The following is a 25,031-nucleotide window of genomic DNA, read 5'->3' as shown; positions in this document are numbered from 1 at the left end:
GCAAAGGAGCGGGCCTCATGGCTTCCACCACCCACAGCGGCACTCACAGCAAAGCACGTCGCGCTGGCTTCGCCGCCTTCGTCGGTACCACCATCGAGTGGTACGACTTCTACGTCTACGCGACCGCCGCGGCGCTCGTCTTCGGTCCGCTCTTCTTCCCGAGCGGTGACCGCCTGGCCGAGACCGCCGCCGCGTTCGCGACCTTCGCCGTCGCGTTCCTCGTACGCCCCCTGGGCGGCATCATCTTCGGCCACATCGGCGACAAGCTCGGGCGGCGCACCTCGCTCGTCATCACGCTGCTGCTGATGGGCGCGGCGACCGTGCTGGTCGGCTGCCTGCCGACCTACGAGAACATCGGCATCCTCGCCCCGATCCTCCTGATCCTCCTGCGGGCCGTGCAGGGCCTCGCGGTCGGCGGCGAGTGGGGCGGCGCGGTGCTCATGAGCGTCGAGCACGCCCCGGAGAAGTCGAAGACCTTCTACGGCGGCTTCACGCAGCTCGGCAACCCGGCCGGCGCCCTGCTGGCCTCCGGCATCTTCGCGATCATGGCGCGGATGGGCGACGACTTCATCATCAACGGCGGATGGCGCATCCCGTTCCTGCTGTCGATCGTGCTGGTCGGCGTCGGCTTCTGGGTCCGCTACCGCGTCGAGGAGACCCCGGTCTTCGAGGCGAAGGTCGAGGGCCGCAAGCAGTCCATGCCGCTCGCCTACGCCCTGCGCACCAACTGGCGTCCGATCCTGCTCGGCATCGGCATCCTGCCCATCTCGACCGGCGGCTACTACCTCGCCACCACGTTCGCGACCGCCTACGCGACCGGTGAGCCCATCGCGATCAACGAGCGCGTCATCCTCGACGCCATGACGATCGCCTCCTTCGTGGAATTCGTCGTGACGCTGCCCATCGCCTGGCTGGGCGACAAGTGGGGACGCAAGAGAGTCATGTACCTCGGCCTGATCACCTCGGTGCTCACCTTCGTGCCGTTCATGCTGGTGATGCCGGGCCGCGTCGAGCCGCTGATCTTCCTGTTCGCCTCGCTGGTGCGCATCGCCATGAGCGCGACGTACGCCCCGATCGCGGCGCTGCTCGCGCAGATGTTCCGCCCCCAGTCGCGCTACACGTCGATCGCTCTCGCCTACGGCGTGGGTGCGGCGATCTGGGCCGGATTCTCCCCCTGGTTCGCCACGCAGCTGATCGCCTGGACCGGCAACATCTGGTCGGTCCTCGCGATGTTCGCCGGCATGGCCCTCATCGCCGGCATCTGCACGAAGCTCGCCCCGCAGCACTCGGACGAGGCCCCGGTCACGGGTTCGTTCACCGCCCGCACCGACACGACCGCGAACAGGCTGCCATGAGAAAGCTCACCCCCTTCGACCAGTCGGCACAGACGGTCCCTCGCCTGATCACGGCCGGGGTGATCCGGACGGTGGATGCCGCCGCCACGACCGCGACCGCGATGCTGACCGATCGGGGCCGGATCCTCGCGATCGGCACCCCGGAGGAGTGCGAGACGGCCGCGGCCCGGGCAGGACTCGACCCGGAGCGGATCGATCTCTCGGATACCGCGATCGTCCCCGGCTTCGTGGACGCCCACGCGCACCCCCTGATGTTCGGGCAGATGATGAGCTGGGTGGACTGCGGGCCCGAGAAGGCGCGCAGCATCCCGGAGATCGTCGCGCTGCTGCAGGCGGCGGCCGCCGATCTCCCCGCCGGTCGTCCGGTGCGCGGTTACGGCTACGAGCAGCGCAACCTCGCCGAGAAGCGGCATCCCACCCGGTTCGAGCTCGACGAGGTCGCGACCGACCGCGAGGTGTACCTCATGAACGCCTCGGGCCACGGCGGCGTCGTCAACTCGCACACCCTCGCGAAGAACGGCGTCGACCGCGACACCCCGAACCCCGACGGCGGCGAGTTCTTCCGCGACGCCGAGGGGGAGCTGACCGGCGAGCTGTCGGATGCCGCGTGCAACATCCTCACCGGGGTGCACGGGGTGAAGATCGGCCACCACGGCCCGAACTTCCACCTCGCCGACGAGCCGGAGGAGCACCTGCGTCAGCTCGACGTCGCGACCCGCCGCTTCCTCGCCGGCGGCGTCACCTCGATCGGCGACGCCCAGGTCACGCGGCGCGAGTTCGACATGTACCTGCGGCTCGCCGAGGCCGGACGCCTCGAGCTGCGGGTGTCGATGTACCTGCTCTCGCACCTGCTCGACGAGGCCCTCGAGATGGGCATGGTCGGCCAGTTCGGCAACGCGCACCTCAGCTTCGCCGGCATCAAGTTCTACGCCGACGGCACGCTCGGCGGCTGGACGGCGTACTTCCCCGACGGCTACGTCGGCGACCCCTGCCGCACCGGCCAGCTCTACCACGAGCCGGCGGAGTACGCGGGTCTCATCCGCAAGGCGCACGCCGCCGGTCTGCAGACCGCGACGCACGCCCAGTCGCCCACCGCGATCGAGATGGTCGTCTCGGCGATCGAGGCCGCGCTCGCCGAGCATCCGGACGCCGACGCACGGCACCGCATCGAGCACTGCGGGCTGCCCACGCCCGAGCAGATCGCGCGGATGGCGGCCTCCGGCATCCGTCCCGTGAACCAGACGCAGCACTACTTCAACTGGGGTGAGGGCGTCGAGGAGGCCATCGGCACTCCGGGCGAGCGCTTCAACCCGCTCGGCGAGTTCGAGCGGGCGGGGGTGCCCTTCACGATCTCCTCGGACGCACCGGTCGCCGAGCCGATCCCGCTCGAGGCGATCCAGACCGCCGTCACCCGCGTCACCCGTCGCGGGCACACGCTCGGACCCGACGATCTGCGGGTCTCCGCGCTCGCCGCCCTGCGCGCCCACACGATCGAGGGTGCCGTGTCGATCGGACGGGAAGACGACCTGGGCTCGCTCGAGGTCGGCAAGTACGCCGACTTCGTGGTGCTGTCGGCCGATCCGCTCGCGGTCGCCGCCGAGGAGATCTCGTCGATCGCCGTGCGGGAGACCTGGGTCGACGGGGAGCGACGCCACCATGCCTGAGTCCGGCGCCGCGCCCGAGACGCCCGCCGAGGAGTACGCCGACACCGCGGGCCGGGCGGTCCTCGAGACCCTCCGCGCCTACGGGGTGACCGCGATCTTCGGCATCCCCGGCACGCACAACCTCGAGCTCTACCGGCCGCTCGCCGACCTCGGCATCCGTGCCGTGACGAACCGCCACGAGCAGGGCTCCGGATACGGCGCCGACGGCTGGGCGCAGCAGACGGGGCTCCCTGGCGTGGTCATCACGACCTCCGGGCCCGGACTGCAGAACGCCATGAGCGCGATCGGCACCGCCTTCTGCGAGTCGCGGCCGCTGCTCGTGCTGTCGCCGGGGGTGCCGCTCGGAGCGGAGTTCGCCGACGTCGGCACCCTGCACGAGACCAAGGACGCCTCGGCCATGGTCGGCGCGATCGCCGAGTGGTCGCGTCGCGTGCGGTCGGCCGCGGAGGCCGTCGACGCCGTGCACGACGCCTTCGCGCTGTTCCGCACCGGTCGTCCCCGTCCCGTGCACATCGAGATCCCCCTCGACGTGCTCGAGGCCCCGGCCGACGTGCCGGCCGAGCACCGTGTGCCCCGACCGCTCCCCGCGGCCGCCTCCGGGGAGACCCCCGCGCTCGCCGAGGCCGCGCGTCTTCTCGAGGACGCCCGGCACCCCGTGATCGTCGCGGGCGGCGGATCCACGCGCGCCTCCGGCGAGATCCTCGCGCTCGCCGAGCGACTCGGCGCCCCGGTGCTCACGACGCTGAACGGCAAGGGGGTCGTCGACGAGCGGCACCCGCTCGCGCTCGGCGCGAATCTGCGACTGGCCGCCGCCCGCGCCGTGGCCGAGAAGGCCGACGTGCTGCTCGTGGTCGGCTCGAAGCTCGGGGAGGCCGAACTGTGGGCTCCGCGCCTCGAGGCCCGAGGTGCGGTGATCCGCGTCGACATCGCGCCCGCGCAGCTCGACAAGAACCTCGCCGCCACGGTCGGCGTCGCGGGGGATGCCGTCGCCGTGACCCGCGCGCTGGTCGCCGAGCTTCCGTCCGCTGCCCGCCCGCCGCGCGACCTCGCCGCCGAGCGGGAGGCCATCGCGCGCGAGATCCGCGACACCGCCCCCGACACGGTCGCGCTCGCCGAGGTGATCGCCGAGGCACTGCCGGACGACGCGATCGTCGCGGGGGACTCGTCGCAGATCGTGTACCTCGCGCTCGCGAACGTGCTGCGCGCGTCGCAGCCGCATTCCCTGCTCTACACGCCGACCTACGCCACGCTCGGCTATGGCCTGCCCGCCGCGATCGGTGCCCGCGTGGCACAGACCGAGCGTCCGGTGGTGACCGTGATCGGCGACGGCGCACTGATGTTCTGCGTGAACGAGCTCGCCACCGCGATCGAGCAGCGTCTCGATCTCACGATCGTGTGTGTCGACAACGGCGGGTACGCCGAGATCCGTCAGAACGAGGTCGACCGGGGCATCGTTCCCGTCGGCGTCGACCTGGTGCAGCCCGACTGGGCCGCGCTCGCGACGGCCTTCGGCGGGACCGGCCGTCGCGTGGAGCGCCGCGACGACATCGGCGACAGCATCCGGGCCGCGATCGCCGCCGGCGGCGTGCAGCTCGTCCACATCCCCACCGAAAGACAGGACTGACCATGACCGAGAACGTGGGACCCCTCGACGCCTCCGCGAACCCCCGGTACTCCGGCATCGCGACCTTCGCGCGCCTCCCGCGCATCGAAGACGTGCCGCGGGCCGACATCGCGGTCGTCGGCATCCCCTTCGACTCGGGGGTGAGCTACCGGCCGGGCACCCGCTTCGGCCCCTCGCACGTGCGCGAGTCGTCCCGTCTGCTGCGGCCCTACAACCCCGCGCAGGACGTGTCGCCGTTCGCGATCGCCCAGGTGGTGGATGCCGGCGACATCCCGGTCAACCCCTTCGACCTCACCGAGGCCGTGACCGAGGTCGAGCGGGCCGCGCTCGCGCTGGGCGCGCAGGTCGAGCGCATCGTCACGATCGGCGGCGACCACACCGTCGCGCTGCCGCTGCTGCGTGCGGTCGCCGCGAAGCACGGACCGGTCGCGGTGCTGCACTTCGACGCCCACCTCGACACGTGGGACACGTACTTCGGTGCCCCGATCACGCACGGCACCCCGTTCCGCCGGGCGAGCGAGGAAGGCCTGATCGACCTCACCGCGAGCTGCCATGTCGGCACCCGCGGTCCGCTGTACTCGAAGCAGGATCTCGAGGATGACGAGCGACTGGGCTTCTCGATCGTGTCGAGCGAGTACATCGAGGAGCACGGCGTCGACGCGGCGATCGACCGCATCCTGCAGCGCATCGGCGACAAGCCGCTGTACGTGTCGATCGACATCGACGTGCTCGATCCCGCGCACGCGCCGGGCACCGGAACCCCGGAAGCCGGCGGGCTCACCAGCCGCGAGCTGCTGCGGATCCTCCGTGCCCTGCGCGCGCAGAACATCGTCGGCGCCGACGTCGTCGAGGTCTCCCCGGCCTACGATCACGCGCAGATCACCGGGATCGCCGCGAGCCACGTGGTCTACGAGCTCGTCACGCTGCTCGCCGCGCGCCTCGGTCAACGCTGATCCGGAGCGCCCGCGTACGCTAGTCGTCCATAGGTGCCGTCGGCGGCGTCAGTCGCACGAGCACCCCGTCGCCCTCGCCGCCGGTCGCGACGACCCATGCGTCGCCCGTCCACGCCGCGGCGTTCGCGCCGCACAGGAAGGGCAGCGGATGCTCGGCGCCGGCGTCACTGAGTCGGAGGGCGTCGCCGAGCCGGAGGGCGTCGCCGTCCGTGCCTTCCCGGCAGGTCAGGCGCCGCTCGAGCGCCTCCCGCGCCTCGGGCGACCCGCCCACCGTCACCCCCGTCGTCTCGGACTTCTCCTGTCCGCCGCCCCACCAGAGCGCGGTCCCGTCCGGCCGGGCCGCGACGAGCGGGCGATCCGCCGTCTGGGGGGAACGGCTCTGCTCCGCCCCGTCGGGCCTGAGCACGATCCGCGCCGAGGGGGTCGCCACGAGGATCCGACCGGAGGCGTCGACGTCGAGGTCGATCGGCGGCACTCCCGGCCGCGAGTCCGGGGCATCGTCGAGCGCGAGCGGTTCGGTGTGCAGCAGAGTCCGCTCGCCGCTGTCGAGATCGACGCGCAACACCTCGTAGTCGAGATAGCGCTCGGGGCGCGGCTGGTAGCGCACCACGATCGCGTCCCCGTCGAACACGGCGACATCGCCGAACGCGAAGTCGCCGAAGTCGAACGCCCCGTCGTCTCCGACCGTCTCCCCGGGGAGGTCGCGCATCGTCATCGCGGTGGTGTCGAGCACCGAGAGCATCGGCATCGCATGGACTCCGTCACCCTGGGTCACGACGAGCTCGGTCGTCGACAGCGGCGCCATCGCCCGGATGCGGGACAGCGGATCATCCGGCTCGACGTCGAACCGCGCGAGCGTCTCGCCGCCCGCACCGACGTGCAGCCAGGAGCCCGACGACACGGTCCAGAACCCGCCGGCGCCGTCGGCGGAGAGCACGTGCATCCCGTACGCGATGTCGGTGGGCGGACCTTCCGGCGCGGCCTCCGGCCCCGATCCCGAGAACGAGGTCTGGTGCGGGATCGGCTCGAGCGTCCAGTCGTCCGGTCCCGGAACGGGCCGCGGGGTGCATCCGGCCGCCAGGAGGAGCGTCGCGAGCAGCGCCGTCGCCCTCAGCATCCGTCCGGTTCTCGCGCTCTCATGTCCCCGCATGCCCCCACTCTCGCGGGCCGGGGTGGGAAGCCGCTGGGGGCGCACCGAATCCGGGCCGGACCCGGCGCCCGCCCCGGACGAATGGTCGGATGCCGCGGACGCCTGGTCGGGCCCCGGCATCCGTCTGCTGCGAGGCTGGGAACATGACGACGACCGCGCCCCTCCCCACCGCCGCGCCCACGCGAGCGGTGCGTATCCGCTACGGCGGCCTGATCATCCTGATGCTGATGGGGTTCCTCCTCGTCACCGCGGAATTCCTCCCCAACGGCGTGCTCACCGAGATGGCCGAGGCCCTGAACGTCACGCCGGGGCAGGCCGGCCAGACCGTCACGGTCACGGCGCTGGTCGGACTCGTGGTCGCCCCGACCATCGGCCTGATGTTCCCGCGCCTCGATCGGCGCTCGCTGCTGGTCTGGATGGCGCTCGCCGCCGCCGTGTCGAACCTGATCGTGGCGATCGCGCCGAACCTCCTGATCATCCTGCTGGCACGCTTCCTGCTGGGCGCCGCGATCAGCGCGTTCTGGGCGATGTCGATCACGGTCGCCGCGCGCCTGGCCGGACCCGAGCACCTCGGACGCGGGGTCATGTTCACCTCCGCAGGCGTGTCCCTCGCGACGGTGGCCGGCGTTCCGCTGGGCGTGATGCTCAGCGAGCTCGTCGACTGGCGCATGGTGTTCGCGATCGCCGGCGGGCTGATGGTCGTGCTCGCCGTCGCCCTGCGACTCCTGCTGCCGTCGGTGCCCGCGGCCCAGGCCTCGAGCCTGCGACTCCTGGTCGACACCCTGCGACGCCCCGGCATCGGACTCGGGATGCTCGGGCACGTGCTCGTGGTGCTCGGGCACTTCTCCGCCTACACCTACGTGCGGCTCGCACTCGAGCGCATCCCCGAGGTCGATGCGGGGACGATCGTCGTGCTGCTCGCACTGTTCGGGGTCGGGGGTCTCCTCGGCAACATCACGATCGGACTCGTGATCGACCGTTCCTTCGCGTTCTTCTCGGTGTTCGCGCCGCTCGTGATCGCGGTGTCGGTGGTCGCGATGATCCTGCTGTCCGGCTCGGTCATCGGCGTCGGGGTGGTGGTGCTCGTCTGGGGCTTCTTCTTCTCGTCGTGGCTGATCGTCGTCAACACGTGGGTCGGTCACCGCATGCCGGACCGGCTCGAGGGCGGCGGCAGCCTGGTCGTGGTGGGCTTCCAGGGCGCCATCGCGATCGCCGCGGGCCTCGGCGGGCTGCTCGTCGACACGCTGAACATCGAGCTCGTCTATGTGCTGGGCGCGATCTCGCTGCTCGCCGGAGCCGCACTGTTCGGCGCGTCGAACCGGGTGCGCGTCACGACCTGACGGCGGGACCTCCGCGCCTCACGCGGGGATCGGCGCCCGGTGCGTGGCACGCCACGTCGAGGGCGTCACCCCCGTGCGGCGGCGGAAGGCGCGGCTGAAACCCTCGTCCGAGGCGTAGCCCAGCGCACGCGAGGTCTCGGAGACCGAGTGCCCGGCGTCGAGCATCCGCTTCGCCGCGTCGATGCGCACCTCGGTGACGTAGTCCGCGGGGGAGCGCCCGATGGCGGAGCGGAAGCGCTCCGCGAACGCCGACCGCGACATCGCGCTGACGCTGGCGAGGCGCTCGACCGTCCAGTCCCGCCCGGGCGCCTCGTGGATCGCCTCGACCACGCGGTCGAGGAACGGATCGTTCGACACCGACGGCCATCCCCGCGGAGCGCAGCCGTTCGCCGCCCAGGCGCGGATGAGCGAGAGCAGCACGGTCATCGCCATCATGCGGCAGATCACCGGGTCGCCCTGCCGCGCCGGGGACGCCTCCGCGTCGACGACGCCCATGGTGCCGGCCAGAGCCGCCGCCGCCGGTTCGAGCGCGTCGAAACCCGTGACGGTGATGAGGTCGGGCAGCACGGCGGTGAGCCGGGAGGCGGTGTCGGAGAGCACCAGGTCGACGACGAGGAGCGAGGCGCCGGCATCCGCCTGCAGCAGGAACGGGGTGGCACCCAGGGTCAGGAACGCGTCGCCGGGCACGAGACGGTCGGCTCCGTCCGCGACGGCCACCTCCCGCGAGGTGCGGTCGACGTCGAGATGGCAGCCCGAGCTCAGCGGCGGATGCCCCTGCACGCTGCCGTCCGTGAGGTACACCAGGGTCACGGCTCCGGGGGTGAGCGGGAGCAGACCGCCGGCGGGCAGCGCGACGCGACGCCCGATGCCGACCTCGAGGTCGACCGAGCCGAGCAAGTGCGAGAGCGCGCCGGCATCCACCATGCCTTCGGCAACGTCGACGTGCGGCGGGGTATTCCGTCGGAGGCCGGAACGGAGGCGCGACGCGGATACCCTGGAAGGACCCCACCCGAGGAGTGCCGTGTTCCGTTCGCCCGCCCGCCTGTACCGTGCCCTCGCGATCGCGGAGGCGATCACCTGGACCATCCTGATCGCCGCGATCATCGCCCGGGCCGTGGGGGCGCCGGGGGTGGTCGTCACGATCGGCGGCGGCATCCACGGGTTCGTCTTCCTCGCCTACGGGGCGACCGCCGTGCTGGTCGCGCTCAACCAGCGCTGGCACCTCGGCGTCGCCGCGCTCGCGGTGGTCAGCGCCGTGATCCCGTACGCGACCATCCCCACCGAGATCTGGCTGCACCGCTCCGGGCGCCTCGACGGCGACTGGCGTCTCGAGCCGGGCGACGACCCCCGCGATCGCCGCTGGTACGACCGGCTGATGCGCTGGTTCCTCCGCCGCCCCTGGGTGCTGTTCGCCCTGCTGGCGGGCGCCATCGTCGCGCTCTACGTCATCCTGCTGCTGGTGGGCCCTCCCGGCGGCAAATGAGAGCCGCCTGCCCGCTCACGGGGTGACGACGACCGCGTTCTTCTCGGCGACCTCGGCGAGCACGGCGGAGGCATCGCCGGAGGTGCAATCGACGATGACGGAGAGGCCGACTCCGGTCGCGCTGAAGGCCCGCGCGGCGATGACCCACGTGCGGGCGCCCTCCGCGCCCCTGACCTGACGCGTCTCGACGCCGCCGGAGCCGCCGACCTGGTAGCTGAACTGTCCCGTCGTGGCGACCGGGGTGACCTCCGCCGCGGTCGACTGCAGGAGGACGGCGAGCACCGCGTCGGAGGACGCGCTGTCATCTCCCGTGACGACATCGACATCCGAGGTGAGACCCTGCCAGAACTGCGCGGTGCAGGCACCGTCCGCCGTGGCGTAGCTCCAGCCGCCGTTGCCGTCGTCGGGCGAGGCGGTGACCCAGCCGTCGTCGGCGATCAGGGCGTCGCCCCACTCGATTTAGGCCGTGGGCGGCAGCTCCTGTCCCTCATCGAAGCTCAGCGCGCTCGGCAGCTCGCCGGGGGGTTCCTCGGCGGGGGTGTCGCTCGGCGCGACGGTGGGGTCGGCGGATGCCGGCTGCTCCGTCGGGATCTGGGCGGCCAGGCATCCGCTGAGCGGGATCACCGTCAGGGCGACGAGTGCCGTCGCGGCGAGGCGGAGAAGCGGTCGGGCCGAGCGGATCGGGGTCATGCGAGCCAGCGTAGCCCTCGGTACGCGCCCACCACGATGGGCTGCTCTGCCCGGCTGCCGGCGGTCGTGTCCGTGGGCGGCGTCAGTGCGCGGTGGCGACGCCGACCATGTCGTGCACCATCACGGCGGCGACGCGGGCTCCCGCCCCGGCGGCCACGATCAGCTGCTGCGGCCCGGGGGTCGCGGCATCGCCGGCGGCGTACAGACCCGGCACGTCGGTACGACCCGACCGGTCGGTGAGCAGGTTGCCCACCGCATCGAGAGCGGGCGTGATGCCGTCGAGGAACGACAGCTCGGTCTCCCACTCCGGCCGCACGAAACCGCCGTCGACCGCGACCGTGGTGCCGTCGGCGAGCCGCACGGCCTCCAGCACACCCCGGTCGCCCACGAGTTCGACGATCGGCTGCCGCTCCACCGCGACACCGGCGGCGGCGAGCTCGGCCTCCTCCGCGGTGGTCACGACGTCGGCGCCGTGGGTGAACACCGTCAGCGTCTCGGTCCACCGTCCGATGAGCCGGGCGCGGGTGGCCAGATCGGCGGATTCCCCGATCAGGGCGAGGCGTCGTCCCTGCAGCTCCCACGCGTCGCACGCGGCGCAGCTGAACAGGCTCATGCCGTAGAAGCCGCGCAGGTTGGGCACGTCGGGCAGGGTCTCGCGCAGTCCGGTCGCGAGCAGCACGGTCCATGCCGCCACGGTCGTCTCGGGGCCGCGGCGGCCGATCTCCGCCTCGAAGCCGGCCGGGGTGGATCGCAGCGCGGCGACCCGCACGCGCGTGCGCACCTCGACGTTCGGGTACGCCGCGAGCTCGGCGCGGGCGATGCGGCGCAGCTCGTGCGGCGGCACGCCGTCGCGCGTGAGGAACCCGTGCGAGTTCAGCGTCGCCGCATTGCGCGGGCGATCCGCGTCGACCACGAGCACCCGCATGAGCGAGCGGCCGAGGTTGAGCGCCGCGGACAGCCCGGCGGGGCCTCCGCCGACGATGAGCACATCGTGGGGAACCGACTCAGTCATGCGCACCCTCCTGCGGGGGAAGGGCGGCGACCACCGGATGGTCGAACGCGAAGACGCCGACCTTGGCGGCGCCGCCGGGCGACCCGATCTCCACGAAGAAGTCGACGTTCGCCGTGTAATAATCCTGCCACTCCTCGGGCAGGTCGTCTTCGTAATAGATGGCCTCGACCGGGCACACGGGCTCGCACGCGCCGCAGTCGACGCACTCGTCGGGGTGGATGTACAGCGAGCGCTCGCCCTCGTAGATGCAGTCGACCGGGCATTCGTCGATGCAGGCGCGGTCCTTCACATCCACGCACGGCAGCGCGATGACGTAGGTCATCGGACGAGGGAGGCGTCGCGGGATACCGCGACCTGCTCGTCGCGCGGCACCACCTTCACCCGCTCGCGGCGGTGCACGTGCGTCTCCCCGCGATGACGCTCCTCGGCGTCGAGGGCCAGCCAGCCGTCCCACGTCGTGTACGCGGTCTCGCGGGCGTCGAGGAGTGCGAGCACGTCGTCCTCCGCGATCGGGTCCGCGAGCAGCCCCGCGTCGGCGTCGGCCGTGAGGTTCGTGATCGTCTCCAGCGCGTCCGACTTGGTGTGGCCGATGAGCCCGACGGGCCCGCGCTTGATCCAGCCGGTCGCGTACAGCCCCGGCTCTCCCTCCACCCGCCCGCCCTCGTTCGGCACGACACCCCGTCGCGCGTCGAAGGGGGCGTCCACCACCCGGGTGCCGTAGTAGCCGACGGCCCGGTACACCGCCTGCACGGCGTAGTCGCGGAACTCTCCGGTGCCGATCAGTCGGGGCGTGGCATCCACCGCGTCGTTCCCGTCCTTCTCCAGCCGCGTCCGCTCGAAGCGGATGCCCTCGACCTTCCCGTCGCCCGTGATCGCGATCGGGGCGTGCCAGAAGTGCAGGTGCAGCCGCCGCGACGCGGTGCCGGCCGGGCGCTCGCGCCAGGCGTTCAGGGTGCGCAGCATCACCTTGAGCTGATTGGTCGGGGCCGCGGCGGGGTCGATGCCGTCGAAGTCGACCTCGTCGAGCACGATGTCCACGTCGGGTACCTCACCGAGCTCGCGCAGCTCGATCGGGGTGAACTTGATGTCGGCAGGGCCGCGCCGGCCGAACACGTGCACGTCGGTGACGGCCGAGGACTCGAGTCCCGCGAGGACGTTGTCGGGCACCTCGGTCGTGCGCAGATCGACGGCGTGCTTGGCGAGCACCCGCGCGACGTCGAGAGCGACGTTGCCGTTGCCGATCACCGCGACCGAGGAGGCGTCGAGCGGCCAGGTGCGTGCGACATCGGGGTGCCCGTCGAACCAGGCCACGAAGTCGGCGGCCCCGTGCGATCCGGGCAGCTCGACACCGGGGATGTCGAGGGCGGCGTCGCGGATCGCCCCGGTCGCGAGGATCACGGCGTGGTACCGCTCGCGCAGCTCGTCGAGGGAGATGTCGCGGCCGACCTCGACGTTGCCGAGGAAGCGGATGGTGCGCCGGGTCGGGAGCGGCTCGCCGTCGGATGCCGGGGGAAAGGCGTCGAGCATCTCGTGCAGCGAGTTCACGATGCCCTTGATGCGGGGGTGGTCGGGGGCGACGCCGTAGCGGATCAGCCCGTAGGGGGCCGGCAGCGACTCGAACAGGTCGATCTCGACGCCGGGACGCGCCGCGGCGAGCAGGTTGCCGGCGTAGATGCCGGCGGGACCGGCGCCGACGATCGCGACGCGCAGGGCAGGGGAGACGGAGGTCATGACGGCCTTTCGGAACACGGCTCAGTGCGAGCGCGAGAACAGGGACGAGAGGGGATTGCGGTGCGGGCGAGCGGACGGCATCGGAACGGCGGATCCGATCGCGTCGATCGCCTGGATGAGCCCGGTGTCGACCGCGAGGCCGGCATCCAGTGCATCGGCCCAGCGCGTGCGGCCGGAGCGGACGGCATCCGCAGCATCCGGAAGCGGCACCGGCACGGGCACCGGCAGGGGGAGCGCGGATGCGGCGTGCGGACTCAGCGCGACCACATCGCCGACCACGACCACCGCGGGCGAGCGCACCTGTCGGGCGGCGGCGAGGTGGGCGATCGTGGCGAGCGTGCCGATCGTGGTGCGCTGATGCTCGCCGTACCCGTCCTCGATGATGGCGACCGGGCAGTCGGAGCCGCGCGAGGCGGCGAGCACATGGGCCGAGTGCGCGAGCGTGCTCACCCCCATCAACAGCACGACCGTGTGGTCGCTGCCGCGGGGAAGGTCGGCGATCTGGTCGTGTCCGCTCACCACCGTGAACGAGGTCGCGACACCGCGGTGGGTCAGCGGGATGCCGGCGACCGCCGGCACCGAGACCGCGCTGGTCACTCCCGGCACGACCTCCACCGCGAGCCCGGCCGCTTCGCAGAACAACTGCTCCTCGCGGCCGCGGCCGAACACGAACGGGTCGCCGCCCTTGAGTCGCACGACACGACGTCCGGCCTCGGCGAGCTCGACGAGCAGCGCGTTGATGCCGTCCTGCGGCACCGGGTGATGGCCGGGCAGCTTGCCCACGTCGATCACCTCGGCGTCGATGGTGACGCCCTCTGCCGCGAGCTGCTGCAGCACCGCGCGGGCACCGAGCCGGTCGGCGACGATCACGTCGGCCTCCTGCAGCGCACGCAGACCCCGCAGGGTCAACAGCCCCGCATCGCCCGGTCCGGCGCCGACGAGCGTGATCCGCGCGGTCATCGGTCGCCTCCCAGCGCGAGGCCGCGTCGCTGCAGCATGCGTCGCTCCAGCGGTCCGAAGAACGCCAGTTCGATCAGGATGCCGATCGCGAGGATCACGATGATCGTGCCGAGCACACTGGCGAGGTCGGCGAGCTCGCGCGACTGGTTCAGCATCGTGCCGAGCCCGAACCCCATCGTTCCTCCCCCCGTGATGATCTCGGCGGCCATCAGCGACCGCCAGGAGAAGGCCCAGCCCTGCTTGAGCCCGGCGAGGTACCCCGGCAGGGACGCCGGAAGAATGACGGCGGTCGCGAGCTGCCATCGGCTGGCTCCGAGCACGGTGCCGACCCGCCGCAGCTGGGGCGGGACCTGATCGATGCCCGACAGCAGACCGTTGACGATCGAGGGGATCGCGCCCATCAGGATCACGAAGTACGCCGTGGCGTCGGAGAGACCGAACCAGATGATCGCGGCGGGAACCCAGGCCACCGAGGGCAGCACCATGAGGCCCGAGATCAACGGGCCTGCCGCGCGCCGGAGGACCGTCGACTCGGCGAGCAGCATCCCGAGCGCCGTGCCGACCGCGATGGCGACGAGGAACCCGAGGATGCCGCGCTCGAGGCTCGTCAGGACCGATTCCTGCAGGCGCCCCGACTCCCATGCGTCACCCAGAGCGCCCGCGACCTGCAGCGGACCGGGGGCGATGTCGGGCCGGGGATCGGCGATGACGACGAAGAGCTGCCAGACGACGACCAGCACGACGAGCAGGATGACGGGAGGCAGCACCTTCGACAGCGCCGTGCGCCAGTGGGGGGTGCGGTCGGCTTCCTCGCTCTGCAGCCGGTCGAGACCGGCGGACAGGGTGCGGAGGTCGTCGTCCTTCGTCTCGCTGCGCTCGCTCAGGAACCGGGGAGCGGATGCGGATTCGCCCAGGACCCGGGGAGCAGATGCGGATTCACGAGGCATTGCGGCGGATCTCCTTCCGCAGCTCGGTGGTGATCTCGGTCGCGAGCGCCGCGACCTCGGGCGACTCGATGCGACGGTCGATCGTCTGGGCGACTCGCCACTCGCCGGCGATGCGGCCGGGCCGGCTGGTGAGCAGCACCACACGCTGGCCGAGTCGCGCGGCCTCCCGCACGTTGTGCGTGACGAACACGATCGTCCGCCCGGTGGCTCGCCACACCCGTTCGAGCTCTTCGTGCAGCAGGTCCCGGGTGATCGCATCGAGCGCCGCGAACGGCTCGTCCATCAGCAGGACCGGGCGGTCCTGCGCGAGCGCACGCGCGAGGGCGACCCGTTGCCGCATCCCTCCCGACAGTTCGTGCGGCCGCTTGTCTCCCGCCTCGGCGAGATTCACGGTCGCGAGCAGGCGCTGCGCCTCCTCGCGGCGCTCGCCACGGGGGACGCCGCGCAGCCGGAGCGCGAGCTCGACGTTCTTGCGGGCCGTCAGCCAGGGCAGGAGGGCGGACTCCTGGAACATCACGGCGGCCCCGGAGGATGGCGTCGCGATCGCGCCGGAGGTGAGCGGCTCCAGCCCGGCGATCAGGTTCAGGAGCGTGGACTTGCCGCATCCGGAGGCTCCCAGCAGGCAGACGAACTCTCCGGGGGCGATGTCGAGAGACACGTCGTCCAGCACGACAGGTCCGGTGCCGAAGCGCTTGGTCACGTGGGAGAGGCGCACCGCGGGCTCGACCGCGGCCACCGGCGCCTTCGGCGGCGTGACGCCGTCGAAGCTCGGCGTCAGGGAGGGGACGACACCGGTCGCCTGGCCCGGCAGCGTCCGGCCCACGGGCGCACTCATCATTCCCGCCCGAGGGACGCGGCGGAGACGAGCGGCAGGCCGTCCGCCTCGAGCAGCGCGTTCAGGGCGCGGAGGTCGAACAGCCCGTCGATCGAGCCGTCCTTCTGCGTGCCGGCCGCGAGTCCGTTGTCGACCAGCGTCGCGAAGGCCTCCGCATGCGGATCGACCGTGAAGGTGACGTTCTCGAGTGCGCGGGCGAGCACCTCGTCGGAGAGCCGCTTGCCCGTCGCCTCCTCGAGCGCGTCGTTGATGACGGTGGGCGCCTGGTCGGCGTGCTCGTCGAGCCAGGCGACGGAGGCGACGTGTCCTGCGAGCAGGTCGTCGACGACGTCGGGATGCTCCTCGGCGAACTCGGCACGCACGAGCAGCACCGTGGTCGGGAACGCCCCGTCCTTCCAGAGATCGGCCTCGTCGACGAGCACCTGTGCGTCCGCTTCGACCACGAGCCGAGACACCCACGGTTCGGGCAACCAGGCGCCGTCGAGCTGGCCCTGTTGGAAGAGGGTGAGCGTCTGCGCGTTCTCCGTCGGGGTGATCGAGACGTCGCCGCCCCCGGCCGTCGTCGTCTCGAAGCCCTCCTCGGCCAGCCAGCTGCGCAGCGCGACGTCCTGCGTGTTGCCGAGCTGCGGAGTCGCGATGTTCGCGCCTCGGAGGTCTTCCGGGCGGTCGATCCCGTCCCGGACGACGAGTGCGGCCCCGCCCGCGGTCGCTCCGGCGATGATGTGGGCCGACTCGCCTCCCGACTGGATGAAGGTGTTGATCGAGGGGTTCGGGCCGATGTACGTCGCGTCGATCGCACCGGCGGAGAGCGCCTCGATCGCGGCGGGGCCGGCGTTGAAGACCTCGGTCTTCAGATCGACGTCGCCGAGGGCATCCGCGAAGAGGCCCTCGGAGAGGCCGGCCAGCGCGGGCGCGTGGGTCACATTGGCGAAATAGCCCAGGCGGATCTCGCCGAGCGTGTCGGCCTCGCCCTCCGTCGCGGAACCGCTCGCGGAGGCGGAGGCGCATCCCGCCAGCATCATCGCAGCGAGTCCCAGGGCAGTGAGTGTCGTGGTGGTTCTGGTGATCTTCACGGTTTCGCCTCCTCAGCGGTCGGATGGTGCAGGTGCGGACAGGGGTCGGGCAGGTGGGTCAGGATTCGTCGATCACGGTCGCCGCGGCGAGCGTCGCGCCGTCGGCGGGGTGGATCAGCAGCAGCGAACCTCCGGCGCGATTGCGCGCATAGGGCTCGAGGGGAAGCGCCGAGGCGAACCGCAGCCGCACCCGTCCGATCTCGTTCACGCCCAGGGAGTCCGTGTCGTCGTGCAACGCGAGCGTCGCGAGGTCGCGGCGGGAGAGCACCTCGGCGACCTGGGCCTGCACGGTGGAGGTGCCGTGCTTGACCAGGACCCGGGTGCCGACGGCCACGGCACGGGAGTCCAGCTGGAACAGCTCGACCACGGCCTCGCGACGTCCGGCGGGGGCGGTGCCGGCCGAGACGAGGAGCGCGCCGCGCGCGGCATCCACCTCGTCCGCGAGAGTCAGGCTCACCGACTGCGGCGCCGTCGCGGTCGTGGCGTCGGCGCCGGCGATCCGGATGCCCGTGACGGAGGTCGCGATCCCTGCAGGGAACACTTCGATCCGGTCGCCGACGCGCACCGAACCCGAGGCGATCCGCCCGGCGAATCCGCGGTAGTCCCGATAGTGCTCCGCCTCGTCCGCGGGGATCGTCGGGGCCAGCCCGCCCTGCGGACGCAGCACCAGCTGCACGGGGAGCCGGAATTCGGCCTCCGTGACGGTCTCATCCAGGCTCGGCAGCGTCTCGAGCAGTTCGAGCAGGGTCGGGCCGTCGTGCCAGGGCGTGCGCGCCGACCGGTCGACGATGTTGTCGCCCTCCAGCGCGGAGACCGGGAGCACCTGCACCCCGTCCAGCGCGAGGTCGGCGGCCACCCGGCGCGCGTCGAGGTCGATCTCCGCGTAGCGCTCCGCGTCGAACCCGATCAGGTCGATCTTGTTCACGGCCACGATCACGTGCGCGACCCGCAGCAGCGACGCCACCGCGAGGTGGCGCCGGGTCTGCTCGACGATGCCCTTGCGGGCGTCGACGAGCACGATCACGGCATCGGCGGTCGCTGCTCCCGTCACCATGTTGCGCGTGTACTGCACGTGCCCGGGGCAGTCGGCGAGGATGAAGCTGCGGCGGCCGGTGGAGAAGTAGCGGTAGGCGACGTCGATCGTGATCCCTTGTTCCCGCTCGGCGCGCAGGCCGTCGGTGAGCAGGGCGAAGTCGAAGGCGCCGTGCGCGAATCCGCGCTCGCGGGAGGTCGCGGCGACCTGCGCGAGCTGATCGGCGAGGATCGCCTTCGCGTCGTGCAGCAGACGCCCGACGAGCGTCGACTTGCCGTCGTCGACCGAGCCGGCGGTGGCGAAGCGGAAGAGCGTGTCGGCCGTCTCGCCGTGCGCGATCGGCGACCGGGTGTCGGTGGCGATGGTCATCAGAAGTACCCGTCCTTCTTGCGATCTTCCATGGCGGCCTCGCTGATACGGTCGTCGGCGCGGGTCGCCCCGCGCTCGGTCAGGGTGGAGCCGGCGACCTCGGCGACGACGGCTGCCGTGTCGAGGGCATCCGATTCGACCGCGCCGGTGCAGCTCATGTCGCCCACGGTGCGGTAGCGGACGGTGCGTCGCTCGATCCGCTCCCCCTCGCGCGGCTCGGAGAACTCCCCGACCGCCCACCACATGCCGTCGCGATGGAACACCTCGCGCTCATGGGCGTAGTACAGCGGGGGCAGCGCGATGCTCTCGCGGGCGATGTAGCGCCAGATGTCGAGCTCGGTCCAGTTCGAGATCGGGAACGCCCGCACGTGCTGGCCCGGGAGATGACGGCCGTTGTAGAGGCTCCACAGCTCCGGGCGCTGGTTGCGCGGATCCCACTGGCCGAACTCGTCGCGCAGCGAGAGGATGCGCTCCTTCGCCCGGGCCTTGTCCTCGTCGCGGCGGGCACCCCCGAAGACCGCGTCGTGCTTCCCCGCGGCGATCGCGTCGAGCAGCGGCTGCGTCTGCAGGGGGTTGCGGGTGCCGTCCCGTCGCTCGGCGAGGCGTCCGTCGTCGAGGTAGTCCTGCACGCGGGCGACCTCGAGGCGGATGCCGAGGCGGGCGACCGTCTCGTCGCGGAAGGCGATCACCTCGGGGAAGTTGTGGCCCGTGTCGACGTGCAGCACCGGGAAGGGCACGCGGCCCGGCGCGAAGGCCTTGGTCGCGAGGTGCAGCACGACCACGGAGTCCTTGCCCCCGGAGAACAGCAGCACGGGGCGCTCGAACTCGGCGACGACCTCGCGGATGATGTGGATCGCCTCGGCTTCGAGCAGGTCGAGGGTGCCGAGCGTCGCAGCGCCGGTCGCAGCGCCGGTCGCAGCGCCGGTCGGTGCGCCGGAGGTGAGGAGGGAGGTGCTCATAGGTGCAGTCCGCATTCCGTCTTGGCGAGTCCGGCCCAGCGGCCGGATCGGGGGTCGTCGCCGGGGGCGACCTGGCGGGTGCACGGCGCGCACCCGATGGAGGGATAGCCGTTCGTGATCAGCGGGTTCACCGGCACGCCGTGCGCGGTGGCGTAGTCGATGAGATCGTCGAAGGTCCACGCCGCGACCGGATTGACCTTGACGAGACCGTTGCGCTCGTCCCACACGATCAGCGGGGTGTCGGCGCGCGTGGGGCTCTCCTCGCGACGAACCCCGGTGAACCAGAGCTCGTAGCCGGCGAGCGTGCGCTGCAGCGGTTCGACCTTGCGGCGCGCGCAGCACAGTCCGGGGTCGCGCGCGAACAGCTCGGGGCCGAACTCGGCATCCTGCTCGCGCACCGACTGGGCGGGTGTCACGTCGACGATGCGCACGTCGAGCGCGCGCGCGACCTCATGGCGCGTGAACGTCGTCTCGGCGAAGTGGTAGCCGGTGTCGAGGAAGAGCACGTCGACACCCGGCAGATCCGCGGCCACGAGGTGCGGCAGCGCGGCATCCGCCATCGAGCAGGCGACCGCGGTCTGGGCGGTGGCGAAGTTCTCGGCGACCCAGGCGACGACCTCGGCGGGGCTCGCCTCATCGGCCGCACGACTGCGCAGGTCGGCGGCACCGCGTTCGGCGAGGGCGCGCAGCTCCTCGGCGGCGCGGCGCGCGGGCCGCGGGGGGCGAACCGTGACGGGGGTGCTCACAGCAGCGCCCCCTCGTCGGCGCGGTGGGCCCAGACGGCGAAGGTCTCGCCCTCCGCGCGATCGGCGAGGTAGCGGCGGATCACGCGCTCGGCGTAGTCGGCGATGCCGTCCGCCTCGACCTTGAGCCCGCGCACGGTGCGGCCGAGCCCTGCCTCCTCGCGGTCCTGGCTCGCGAGCCCGCCGCCGAGGTGCACCTGGTAACCCGGCACCTGTTCGCCGGCCGCGTTGGTGATGAGCTGGCCCTTGAGGCCGATGTCGGCGATCTGGATGCGGGCGCAGGAGTTCGGGCATCCGTTCACGTGGATCGTGACGGGCCGGCCGATCTCGGGTTCGAGCTCGGACAGGCGCTGCTCGAGCTGACGCACGGCGTCGGCCGCGTTGGCCTTCGTCTCGACGATCGCGAGCTTGCAGTACTCGATGCCCGTGCACGCGATGGTGCCGCGGCGGAACAGGCTGGGACGGGCCGAGAAGTCGAGGGCGTCGAGCCCGGCGACGAGCGACTCCACGCGGTCTTCGGGCACATCCAGCACGAGGAGCTTCTGGTGCGGCGTCGTGCGCACGCGCTGCGAGCCGTGCGCCTCGGCCAGGTCGGCGAGGCCCGTGAGACGGCTCCCGGAGACGCGGCCGACGAGCGGCGCGGCGCCCACGTAGAACAGGCCGTCCTTCTGGCGGTGGATGCCGACGTGGTCGCCCTGTCCCTTCGGGCGCGGTGCGGCGGGGCCGTCGGGCAACGGGGTGTCGAGGTACTCGGTCTCGAGTACCTCGCGGAAGCGCTCGACGCCCCAGTCGGCCAGGAGGAACTTCAGGCGCGCCTTGTTCCGCAGCCGCCGGTAGCCGTAGTCGCGGAAGATCTGCGTGACCGCGTGCCAGACCTCGGCCACCCGCTCCGGGGCGACGAAGGCACCGACGCGCTCGCCGAGGCGGGGCACGGCCGCGAGCGCGCCGCCGACCCACAGGTCGTAGCCGACGCCGAGCTCCGGGTGCTCGACGGCGACGAAGCCGCAGTCGTTGGTCTCGTGCACGACGTCCTGACTGGGGTGCCCCGTGATGGCGGTCTTGTACTTGCGCGGCAGGTTCGCGAGGGTCGCGTCCCCGATGAAGCGGTCGGTGATCTCGCGGATCTGCGGCGTCGGATCGATCAGCTCGTCTGCCGCGATGCCGGCGACGGGCGAGCCGAGCACCACGCGCGGCACATCGCCGCAGGCTTCCGTGGTGCCCAGACCGACGGCTTCCAGCCGGCGCCAGATCTCGGGGACGTCCTCGATCTGCACCCAGTGCAGCTGCACGTTCTGACGGTCGGTGAGGTCGGCGGAGTCGCGGCCGAACTCGGTGGAGATCTCGCCGATCACCCGGAGCTGCTGCGTGGTGAGCTGGCCGCCGTCGATGCGCACACGCAGCATGAAGTACTCGTCCTCGAGCTCGTGCGGCTCGAGCTGCGCCGTGCGACCGCCGTCGATGCCGGGCTTGCGCTGCGTGTACAGGCCCCACCAGCGGAAGCGCCCGTGCAGATCGGTCGGATCGATCGAGGCGAAGCCGCCCTGCGCGTAGACCGTCTCGATGCGCTCGCGCACGTTCAGTCCGCTGTCGGCGAGCTTGAACTCCTCGTTCGCGTTCAGCGGTTCGTGACCGTCGACCGCCCACTGCCCGTGGGGCTTCGTCGGCGTCCGCGCGGTGCGCGTGCGGGCACCGCGGATCGGCGTCGGCTGCTCAATCGTCATGTCCTGCTCCCTGGATGGCTTCGCATCACGCTAGGAGCGGGAAATCGGCGGACGAACCCCGATGACACGGGGCGTCAGCCGACGTCATGGGGCGACACATCGCCGCCGGGGTCTTGACAGCGGAGCCTGTGGTCCGCCCGCGGTCAGGCCGTCAGCTGCGGAACCGCATCCTCGTAGCGCGACACGACCAGGTCGATGAGCGGCTCCGGCACCGTGCCGCCGTCGAGCAGCGGAAGGGCGAGCAGGCGTCCCTCTGCCTGCCGGTGCGCGAGGTCGAAGAAGAATCCGCGGGCGAGCAGGTAGGTCGCCACGGCCGCCTCCGGGTGCGCCGCGAGCACCGTCGGCAGATCGGGCTCGCGTGCGGCCAGGTACGCGAGCTCCACCGGGCCGTCCCGATGCGCGCGCAGCACGGCGGCCATGCCCTCGGCATCCGTGAGCGAGCGCGGATCGCGGGAGCCGGCCACCGCGAGGATCACCGCGGGGGCGGAGGCCGCGGCCGGACCCTCCGCGCGGAGGCGCTCCTCGAGCACGGCGGCGAGTCTCGGGTCCGGGCCCAGCGGCGCGGCGACCACGGCATCCTCGCGCGTCTCGACCATCCCGTGCAGGTCGTGGTGCACGTGGAATCCACTCGACAGCAGCAGGGGGACGACGACGACGGGGCCCTCGACGGCAGCCAGGGCGTCCACGGCATCGGGCTCCTGCACGTCGACGAAGGCGGCGCGCACCTCGACATCGTCGAGTCGCGCGGCGACCGCGTCGACGAGGGCCGAGATCGCTCGGGCGCCGGCCGCATCCGAGGTCCCGTGCGAGACGGCGAGCAGTGTGGGGCGATTCATGCGGTCAGCCTAAGCCGTGTCTGTGACGACGAGGTTTCCTCTTTCCCTTCCGTGACGGACGTCGCGCGCCTAGAGTCGCCGCATGCGGCTCCGCGCCATCGATCTGGTCGACGTCCTGGTCTATCTCGTCGTCCTCGGTGCCTTCAGCCAGCTCTTCCCGGCCGTGATCTCCGAGACGTTCCTGCTCTCGCTGCTCACCGCGATCCTGCTCAAAGTCGTCCTCGAGGTCGTGGTGCGGGTCAAGAAGGCGGCGCTCACCCGCATCCGCTCCGACGGCGGCGCAATGCGTCGTGCGGTGGGGGTGGTGGTCCTGGTGCTCGTGCTCCCGGGCAGCAAATTCCTCGTGCTGGAACTGGTGGCGCTCCTGTTCGGGGACGCCGTCCACCTCGGCGGCTTCTTCCTGGTGACACTGCTGATCGTCGTGCTGATGCTCGCGCGCGGTGCCGTCCGCCGACTCCTGATGCCGGCACCCGATGATCCCGTCGGAGACGTCAGAAGCTCGTGACCAGGTCTCCGAGCACCGCGGTGATCTTCGTCGGATCGGTCGCATCGTAGAAGTGAGCCCCGGTCGCGGAGGAGATCTTCTGCAGCGTCGCGACATCGGCATCCGCGCCGTACGCCAGCGTGAAGACGAGCACCGGGGCGAAACGCTTCCGATCCGCGAGGTTCGACAGCAGGGCGGTCTCGTCGATCGTCGGCACCGCCGTCTCGTTCGCCCCGTCGCTGAGAAGGACCACGGCGGTGATCTTGTCGGGATCGTAGTTCGATGCCTGCAGCTTCGTGAACTCGTCGACAGCCGCGTAGAGCGGGGTGTAGCTCTGTGGAGAGAGTCCTTCGACGGCGGCGATCAGCGAGTCCCGGTGCTCGGACACTCCGCCGACGGGGGTCACCAGGCCCGGTGTCAGCGTCGCGTCCCCGGCGGAGGAGAACGCGGCGAGGCCCACGTCGTCCCCGGCGGTGAAGTGGTCGAGCGCCGCCTCGATCGCGGATTTCGCCGCGTCGAGCTTGGACTCGCCGTTGGGGATCGGCGCCGACATCGACCCCGACACGTCGACCAGGAAGAGGACGGACGCGCGCTTGCGGACATCGGTGAACGCCGCATGGACGTCTCCGATCGTCTTCTGGTCGGGGAAGGGGATCACCGTCGTCTGCTCCTGCGGGAGCCGACCGACGTCGCGCACCGCGTCGCTCAGGTCTCCGTGCAGGTCTCGGTAGCCCGCGTCCCGCACGATCTGCTGGCCCTCCGCTGTGCCCAGGAAACGCAGGAAGTCCTGGGATCCGGCGCGCTCGGCCTCGTCCACCCAGTCTCCGTCGAGTGTGACGGCAGGGAGGTCGGCCGCGTAGGAGCCGTCCGACGGGGCGATCGGGATCAGCGGCTCTTTCGGGGGATCGCCCTGGACGCGCGTCACGCCGTCACGACTCACGATGCCCCGGTTGTAGTCCCATACGGATTTCTCGTCGACGATCACCGCCGACAGGAAGTCGGCCGCGGAGCCCTTCGCCTCCGCGTCACGTGCGTGCCACAGGAAGTGCTCGGGAGTCGCCATGTAGTGGCTGGTCGCGAGCTCATGCTGGCGCACCTCCGCGGCGATCGCGAGATCGGCGAGGTCGGAGGACGTGGTGGTGCCGATGCCCTCCCCGGCCGCACCGAACGATGACAGGAGAGCCGCTTCGCCCGACGTCGCGACCAAGGGGCTGGTCTTCCCGAGCTTGAACGGGCCCCATTCCGGATGACCGAGTCCGGCCCAGACGGTGTCGTCGACGGCGGCCGCGAACACGTCCGTCCAGCGGGGAGCGGCTTCATCCCAGCCGATGGCCTCCGCGAGATGCTCCGGCATCGCCACCACGATGGAGGATGAGCCGGCGCCGGTGTGGTCGCTCGGCACGATGTCGGCTCCCTCGTTCCGCGCCACCGAGAGCCACGACGAGGCATCCGGCATCCACACCGTCGGGCGTTGATCGGCGCCGAGGTCGGCGAAGCCTGCGGCGGCGTGCGACGCCGCGACGCCCGACTTCTCCTTCGAGGCCGTGACCGTCACGCATCGGCCGCCGACGTCGCGGGGGACGGCGTTGTATCCCGCGGCGAGTGCGGTGGCCAGCTCCGCGTTCTCGAATGACGACAGCACCGTGACCGCGATGCAGGGGCCGCCACCGGCGGATGCCGGCGGTTCGTCCGCGGGAAAGGGTTTCTCGGGAGGGGGCGTGTCCGTCCCGGCCGTCTCCGCAGTGGCCGGGGCCGCGCCCTTCGAGGCGATGGCCCCGCCGACCGCGGCCAGCGCGACCGTGAGCGCGACGATCGTGCCCGCGAGCACCCACGTCAGAACCTTTCGCGGGCGCGGCGAAGCGTCCTCGTGTTGCAGCACCATCTCGTGACCTCCCCAGATCGAGCGGCATCCCCGCGCTCAGGGTAGCCAGAGCGACGCGGTCGGGGCGAGCAGATTTCGCGCCATGACACGGGGCGCGCCCACCTCGGCGGATGCGCGTAGGCAAAGTTGAGCCGATTCATATCAAGTTCACTTTGACAGCGTCGGGGGCTGCGCGTATCCTTGAGTC

General features: G+C 71.7%; 24 protein-coding genes. 7 read left to right on the top strand and 17 right to left on the bottom strand.

What is annotated here, in order from left to right; genetic code table 11:
* Window positions 1–17: 17 nt before the first annotated feature.
* Genes ACWA14_RS15040 through speB form a run of 4 tightly spaced genes read left to right on the top strand, consistent with a single transcriptional unit; the run spans window position 18 to window position 5,596 of the window.
* Entirely contained in the window at window positions 18–1,355 is a 1,338-nt protein-coding gene (locus ACWA14_RS15040; RefSeq protein ID WP_463795132.1) for an MFS transporter, read from the top strand.
* The gene (locus ACWA14_RS15035; RefSeq protein WP_463795129.1) at window positions 1,352–3,019 is read left to right on the top strand and encodes an amidohydrolase; all 1,668 of its coding nucleotides are present in this window, start codon (window positions 1,352–1,354) and stop codon (window positions 3,017–3,019) included. The genes ACWA14_RS15040 and ACWA14_RS15035 overlap by 4 nt, the downstream gene beginning before the upstream one ends.
* The gene (locus tag ACWA14_RS15030) at window positions 3,012–4,643 is read left to right on the top strand and encodes a thiamine pyrophosphate-binding protein (protein WP_463795126.1); all 1,632 of its coding nucleotides are present in this window, start codon (window positions 3,012–3,014) and stop codon (window positions 4,641–4,643) included. Before ACWA14_RS15035 ends, ACWA14_RS15030 begins: the two co-directional genes overlap by 8 nt.
* 2 nt (window positions 4,644–4,645) lie before the next feature.
* Window positions 4,646–5,596: an agmatinase gene (gene speB, locus ACWA14_RS15025; protein WP_463795124.1), complete on the top strand. Its 951-nt coding sequence runs from the start codon at window positions 4,646–4,648 to the stop codon at window positions 5,594–5,596.
* 19 nt (window positions 5,597–5,615) lie between these two features.
* Here the strand turns inward: speB and ACWA14_RS15020 are convergent, their stop codons facing one another.
* The gene (locus ACWA14_RS15020; protein ID WP_463795122.1) at window positions 5,616–6,713 is read right to left on the bottom strand and encodes a hypothetical protein; all 1,098 of its coding nucleotides are present in this window, start codon (window positions 6,711–6,713) and stop codon (window positions 5,616–5,618) included.
* A gap of 176 nt (window positions 6,714–6,889) precedes the next feature.
* Between ACWA14_RS15020 and ACWA14_RS15015 the strand changes: the two genes are divergently transcribed.
* A complete protein-coding gene (locus tag ACWA14_RS15015) occupies window positions 6,890–8,086 on the top strand; it encodes an MFS transporter (protein ID WP_463795119.1) in 1,197 nt (398 codons plus the stop codon).
* 18 nt (window positions 8,087–8,104) lie between these two features.
* Here ACWA14_RS15015 and ACWA14_RS15010 read toward each other — a convergent pair whose 3' ends face one another.
* A complete protein-coding gene (locus ACWA14_RS15010) occupies window positions 8,105–9,010 on the bottom strand; it encodes a helix-turn-helix domain-containing protein (RefSeq protein WP_463795117.1) in 906 nt (301 codons plus the stop codon).
* Window positions 9,011–9,107: 97 nt separating this feature from the next.
* On the opposite strand from ACWA14_RS15010, the gene ACWA14_RS15005 reads away from it, so the two are divergent.
* A complete protein-coding gene (locus ACWA14_RS15005) occupies window positions 9,108–9,569 on the top strand; it encodes a DUF3817 domain-containing protein (protein ID WP_463795115.1) in 462 nt (153 codons plus the stop codon).
* A 15-nt stretch (window positions 9,570–9,584) separates the two neighbouring features.
* Here ACWA14_RS15005 and ACWA14_RS15000 read toward each other — a convergent pair whose 3' ends face one another.
* The 14 genes from ACWA14_RS15000 to ACWA14_RS14935 all read right to left on the bottom strand — a co-directional run bounded on the left by ACWA14_RS15000 (window position 9,585) and on the right by ACWA14_RS14935 (window position 22,478).
* Window positions 9,585–9,851, bottom strand: coding sequence for a hypothetical protein (locus ACWA14_RS15000; RefSeq protein WP_463795113.1), 267 nt, complete (start codon window positions 9,849–9,851; stop codon window positions 9,585–9,587).
* A 177-nt stretch (window positions 9,852–10,028) separates the two neighbouring features.
* Window positions 10,029–10,259, bottom strand: a complete 231-nt coding sequence (locus ACWA14_RS14995) for a hypothetical protein (RefSeq protein ID WP_463795111.1) — start codon at window positions 10,257–10,259, stop codon at window positions 10,029–10,031.
* An 82-nt stretch (window positions 10,260–10,341) separates the two neighbouring features.
* Window positions 10,342–11,271: an NAD(P)/FAD-dependent oxidoreductase gene (locus ACWA14_RS14990; protein WP_463795109.1), complete on the bottom strand. Its 930-nt coding sequence runs from the start codon at window positions 11,269–11,271 to the stop codon at window positions 10,342–10,344.
* Entirely contained in the window at window positions 11,264–11,593 is a 330-nt protein-coding gene (gene fdxA, locus ACWA14_RS14985; protein ID WP_463795107.1) for a ferredoxin, read from the bottom strand. Before fdxA ends, ACWA14_RS14990 begins: the two co-directional genes overlap by 8 nt.
* Complete coding sequence (locus ACWA14_RS14980; protein WP_463795105.1) at window positions 11,590–13,002, bottom strand: FAD-dependent oxidoreductase; 1,413 nt, start codon at window positions 13,000–13,002, stop codon at window positions 11,590–11,592. The genes fdxA and ACWA14_RS14980 overlap by 4 nt, the downstream gene beginning before the upstream one ends.
* Window positions 13,003–13,023: 21 nt before the next feature.
* Window positions 13,024–13,962: a uroporphyrinogen-III C-methyltransferase gene (gene cobA / locus ACWA14_RS14975; RefSeq protein ID WP_463795103.1), complete on the bottom strand. Its 939-nt coding sequence runs from the start codon at window positions 13,960–13,962 to the stop codon at window positions 13,024–13,026.
* Window positions 13,959–14,909 (bottom strand): ABC transporter permease, encoded by a 951-nt coding sequence (locus ACWA14_RS14970; RefSeq protein ID WP_463795101.1) that lies wholly within the window; start codon window positions 14,907–14,909, stop codon window positions 13,959–13,961. The genes cobA and ACWA14_RS14970 overlap by 4 nt, the downstream gene beginning before the upstream one ends.
* Window positions 14,899–15,747, bottom strand: coding sequence for an ABC transporter ATP-binding protein (locus tag ACWA14_RS14965; RefSeq protein WP_463795099.1), 849 nt, complete (start codon window positions 15,745–15,747; stop codon window positions 14,899–14,901). Before ACWA14_RS14965 ends, ACWA14_RS14970 begins: the two co-directional genes overlap by 11 nt.
* Entirely contained in the window at window positions 15,744–16,817 is a 1,074-nt protein-coding gene (locus ACWA14_RS14960) for an ABC transporter substrate-binding protein (protein ID WP_463795097.1), read from the bottom strand. Before ACWA14_RS14960 ends, ACWA14_RS14965 begins: the two co-directional genes overlap by 4 nt.
* 58 nt (window positions 16,818–16,875) lie before the next feature.
* Entirely contained in the window at window positions 16,876–18,219 is a 1,344-nt protein-coding gene (locus ACWA14_RS14955) for a sulfate adenylyltransferase subunit 1 (RefSeq protein WP_463795095.1), read from the bottom strand.
* The gene (gene cysD, locus ACWA14_RS14950; protein ID WP_463795092.1) at window positions 18,219–19,178 is read right to left on the bottom strand and encodes a sulfate adenylyltransferase subunit CysD; all 960 of its coding nucleotides are present in this window, start codon (window positions 19,176–19,178) and stop codon (window positions 18,219–18,221) included. Before cysD ends, ACWA14_RS14955 begins: the two co-directional genes overlap by 1 nt.
* Window positions 19,175–19,924, bottom strand: a complete 750-nt coding sequence (locus tag ACWA14_RS14945; protein ID WP_463795090.1) for a phosphoadenylyl-sulfate reductase — start codon at window positions 19,922–19,924, stop codon at window positions 19,175–19,177. The genes cysD and ACWA14_RS14945 overlap by 4 nt, the downstream gene beginning before the upstream one ends.
* Window positions 19,921–21,642, bottom strand: a complete 1,722-nt coding sequence (locus ACWA14_RS14940; RefSeq protein WP_463795087.1) for a nitrite/sulfite reductase — start codon at window positions 21,640–21,642, stop codon at window positions 19,921–19,923. The genes ACWA14_RS14945 and ACWA14_RS14940 overlap by 4 nt, the downstream gene beginning before the upstream one ends.
* Window positions 21,643–21,785: 143 nt before the next feature.
* Window positions 21,786–22,478: a sirohydrochlorin chelatase gene (locus ACWA14_RS14935; RefSeq protein WP_463795084.1), complete on the bottom strand. Its 693-nt coding sequence runs from the start codon at window positions 22,476–22,478 to the stop codon at window positions 21,786–21,788.
* Between the two features lie 82 nt (window positions 22,479–22,560).
* Between ACWA14_RS14935 and ACWA14_RS14930 the strand changes: the two genes are divergently transcribed.
* Window positions 22,561–22,983: a hypothetical protein gene (locus ACWA14_RS14930; protein WP_463795082.1), complete on the top strand. Its 423-nt coding sequence runs from the start codon at window positions 22,561–22,563 to the stop codon at window positions 22,981–22,983.
* On the opposite strand, the gene ACWA14_RS14925 is transcribed toward ACWA14_RS14930, so the two are convergent.
* Window positions 22,970–24,844, bottom strand: a complete 1,875-nt coding sequence (locus ACWA14_RS14925; protein ID WP_463795081.1) for a vWA domain-containing protein — start codon at window positions 24,842–24,844, stop codon at window positions 22,970–22,972. The genes ACWA14_RS14930 and ACWA14_RS14925 overlap by 14 nt on opposite strands.
* Between the last annotated feature and the right edge of the window lie 187 nt (window positions 24,845–25,031).

The sequence above is a fragment of the Microbacterium sp. TW_SC_2 genome (genome assembly GCF_055361165.1).
This window is presented reverse-complemented; position numbering and strand designations above follow the sequence as displayed.

Excerpts from the sequence above, each read along its gene's own strand:
- ACWA14_RS15040 (WP_463795132.1), top strand. The coding sequence starts at position 18 with ATGGCTTCCACCACCCACAGCGGCACTCACAGCAAAGCACGTCGCGCT.
- ACWA14_RS15035 (WP_463795129.1), top strand. The coding sequence starts at position 1,352 with ATGAGAAAGCTCACCCCCTTCGACCAGTCGGCACAGACGGTCCCTCGC.
- ACWA14_RS15030 (WP_463795126.1), top strand. The coding sequence starts at position 3,012 with ATGCCTGAGTCCGGCGCCGCGCCCGAGACGCCCGCCGAGGAGTACGCC.
- speB (WP_463795124.1), top strand. The coding sequence starts at position 4,646 with ATGACCGAGAACGTGGGACCCCTCGACGCCTCCGCGAACCCCCGGTAC.
- ACWA14_RS15020 (WP_463795122.1), bottom strand. The coding sequence starts at position 6,713 with ATGCTGAGGGCGACGGCGCTGCTCGCGACGCTCCTCCTGGCGGCCGGA.
- ACWA14_RS15015 (WP_463795119.1), top strand. The coding sequence starts at position 6,890 with ATGACGACGACCGCGCCCCTCCCCACCGCCGCGCCCACGCGAGCGGTG.
- ACWA14_RS15010 (WP_463795117.1), bottom strand. The coding sequence starts at position 9,010 with ATGGTGGATGCCGGCGCGCTCTCGCACTTGCTCGGCTCGGTCGACCTC.
- ACWA14_RS14995 (WP_463795111.1), bottom strand. The coding sequence starts at position 10,259 with ATGACCCCGATCCGCTCGGCCCGACCGCTTCTCCGCCTCGCCGCGACG.
- ACWA14_RS14990 (WP_463795109.1), bottom strand. The coding sequence starts at position 11,271 with ATGACTGAGTCGGTTCCCCACGATGTGCTCATCGTCGGCGGAGGCCCC.
- fdxA (WP_463795107.1), bottom strand. The coding sequence starts at position 11,593 with ATGACCTACGTCATCGCGCTGCCGTGCGTGGATGTGAAGGACCGCGCC.
- ACWA14_RS14980 (WP_463795105.1), bottom strand. The coding sequence starts at position 13,002 with ATGACCTCCGTCTCCCCTGCCCTGCGCGTCGCGATCGTCGGCGCCGGT.
- cobA (WP_463795103.1), bottom strand. The coding sequence starts at position 13,962 with ATGACCGCGCGGATCACGCTCGTCGGCGCCGGACCGGGCGATGCGGGG.
- ACWA14_RS14970 (WP_463795101.1), bottom strand. The coding sequence starts at position 14,909 with ATGCCTCGTGAATCCGCATCTGCTCCCCGGGTCCTGGGCGAATCCGCA.
- ACWA14_RS14965 (WP_463795099.1), bottom strand. The coding sequence starts at position 15,747 with ATGATGAGTGCGCCCGTGGGCCGGACGCTGCCGGGCCAGGCGACCGGT.
- ACWA14_RS14955 (WP_463795095.1), bottom strand. The coding sequence starts at position 18,219 with ATGACCATCGCCACCGACACCCGGTCGCCGATCGCGCACGGCGAGACG.
- cysD (WP_463795092.1), bottom strand. The coding sequence starts at position 19,178 with ATGAGCACCTCCCTCCTCACCTCCGGCGCACCGACCGGCGCTGCGACC.
- ACWA14_RS14940 (WP_463795087.1), bottom strand. The coding sequence starts at position 21,642 with ATGACGATTGAGCAGCCGACGCCGATCCGCGGTGCCCGCACGCGCACC.
- ACWA14_RS14935 (WP_463795084.1), bottom strand. The coding sequence starts at position 22,478 with ATGAATCGCCCCACACTGCTCGCCGTCTCGCACGGGACCTCGGATGCG.
- ACWA14_RS14930 (WP_463795082.1), top strand. The coding sequence starts at position 22,561 with ATGCGGCTCCGCGCCATCGATCTGGTCGACGTCCTGGTCTATCTCGTC.
- ACWA14_RS14925 (WP_463795081.1), bottom strand. The coding sequence starts at position 24,844 with ATGGTGCTGCAACACGAGGACGCTTCGCCGCGCCCGCGAAAGGTTCTG.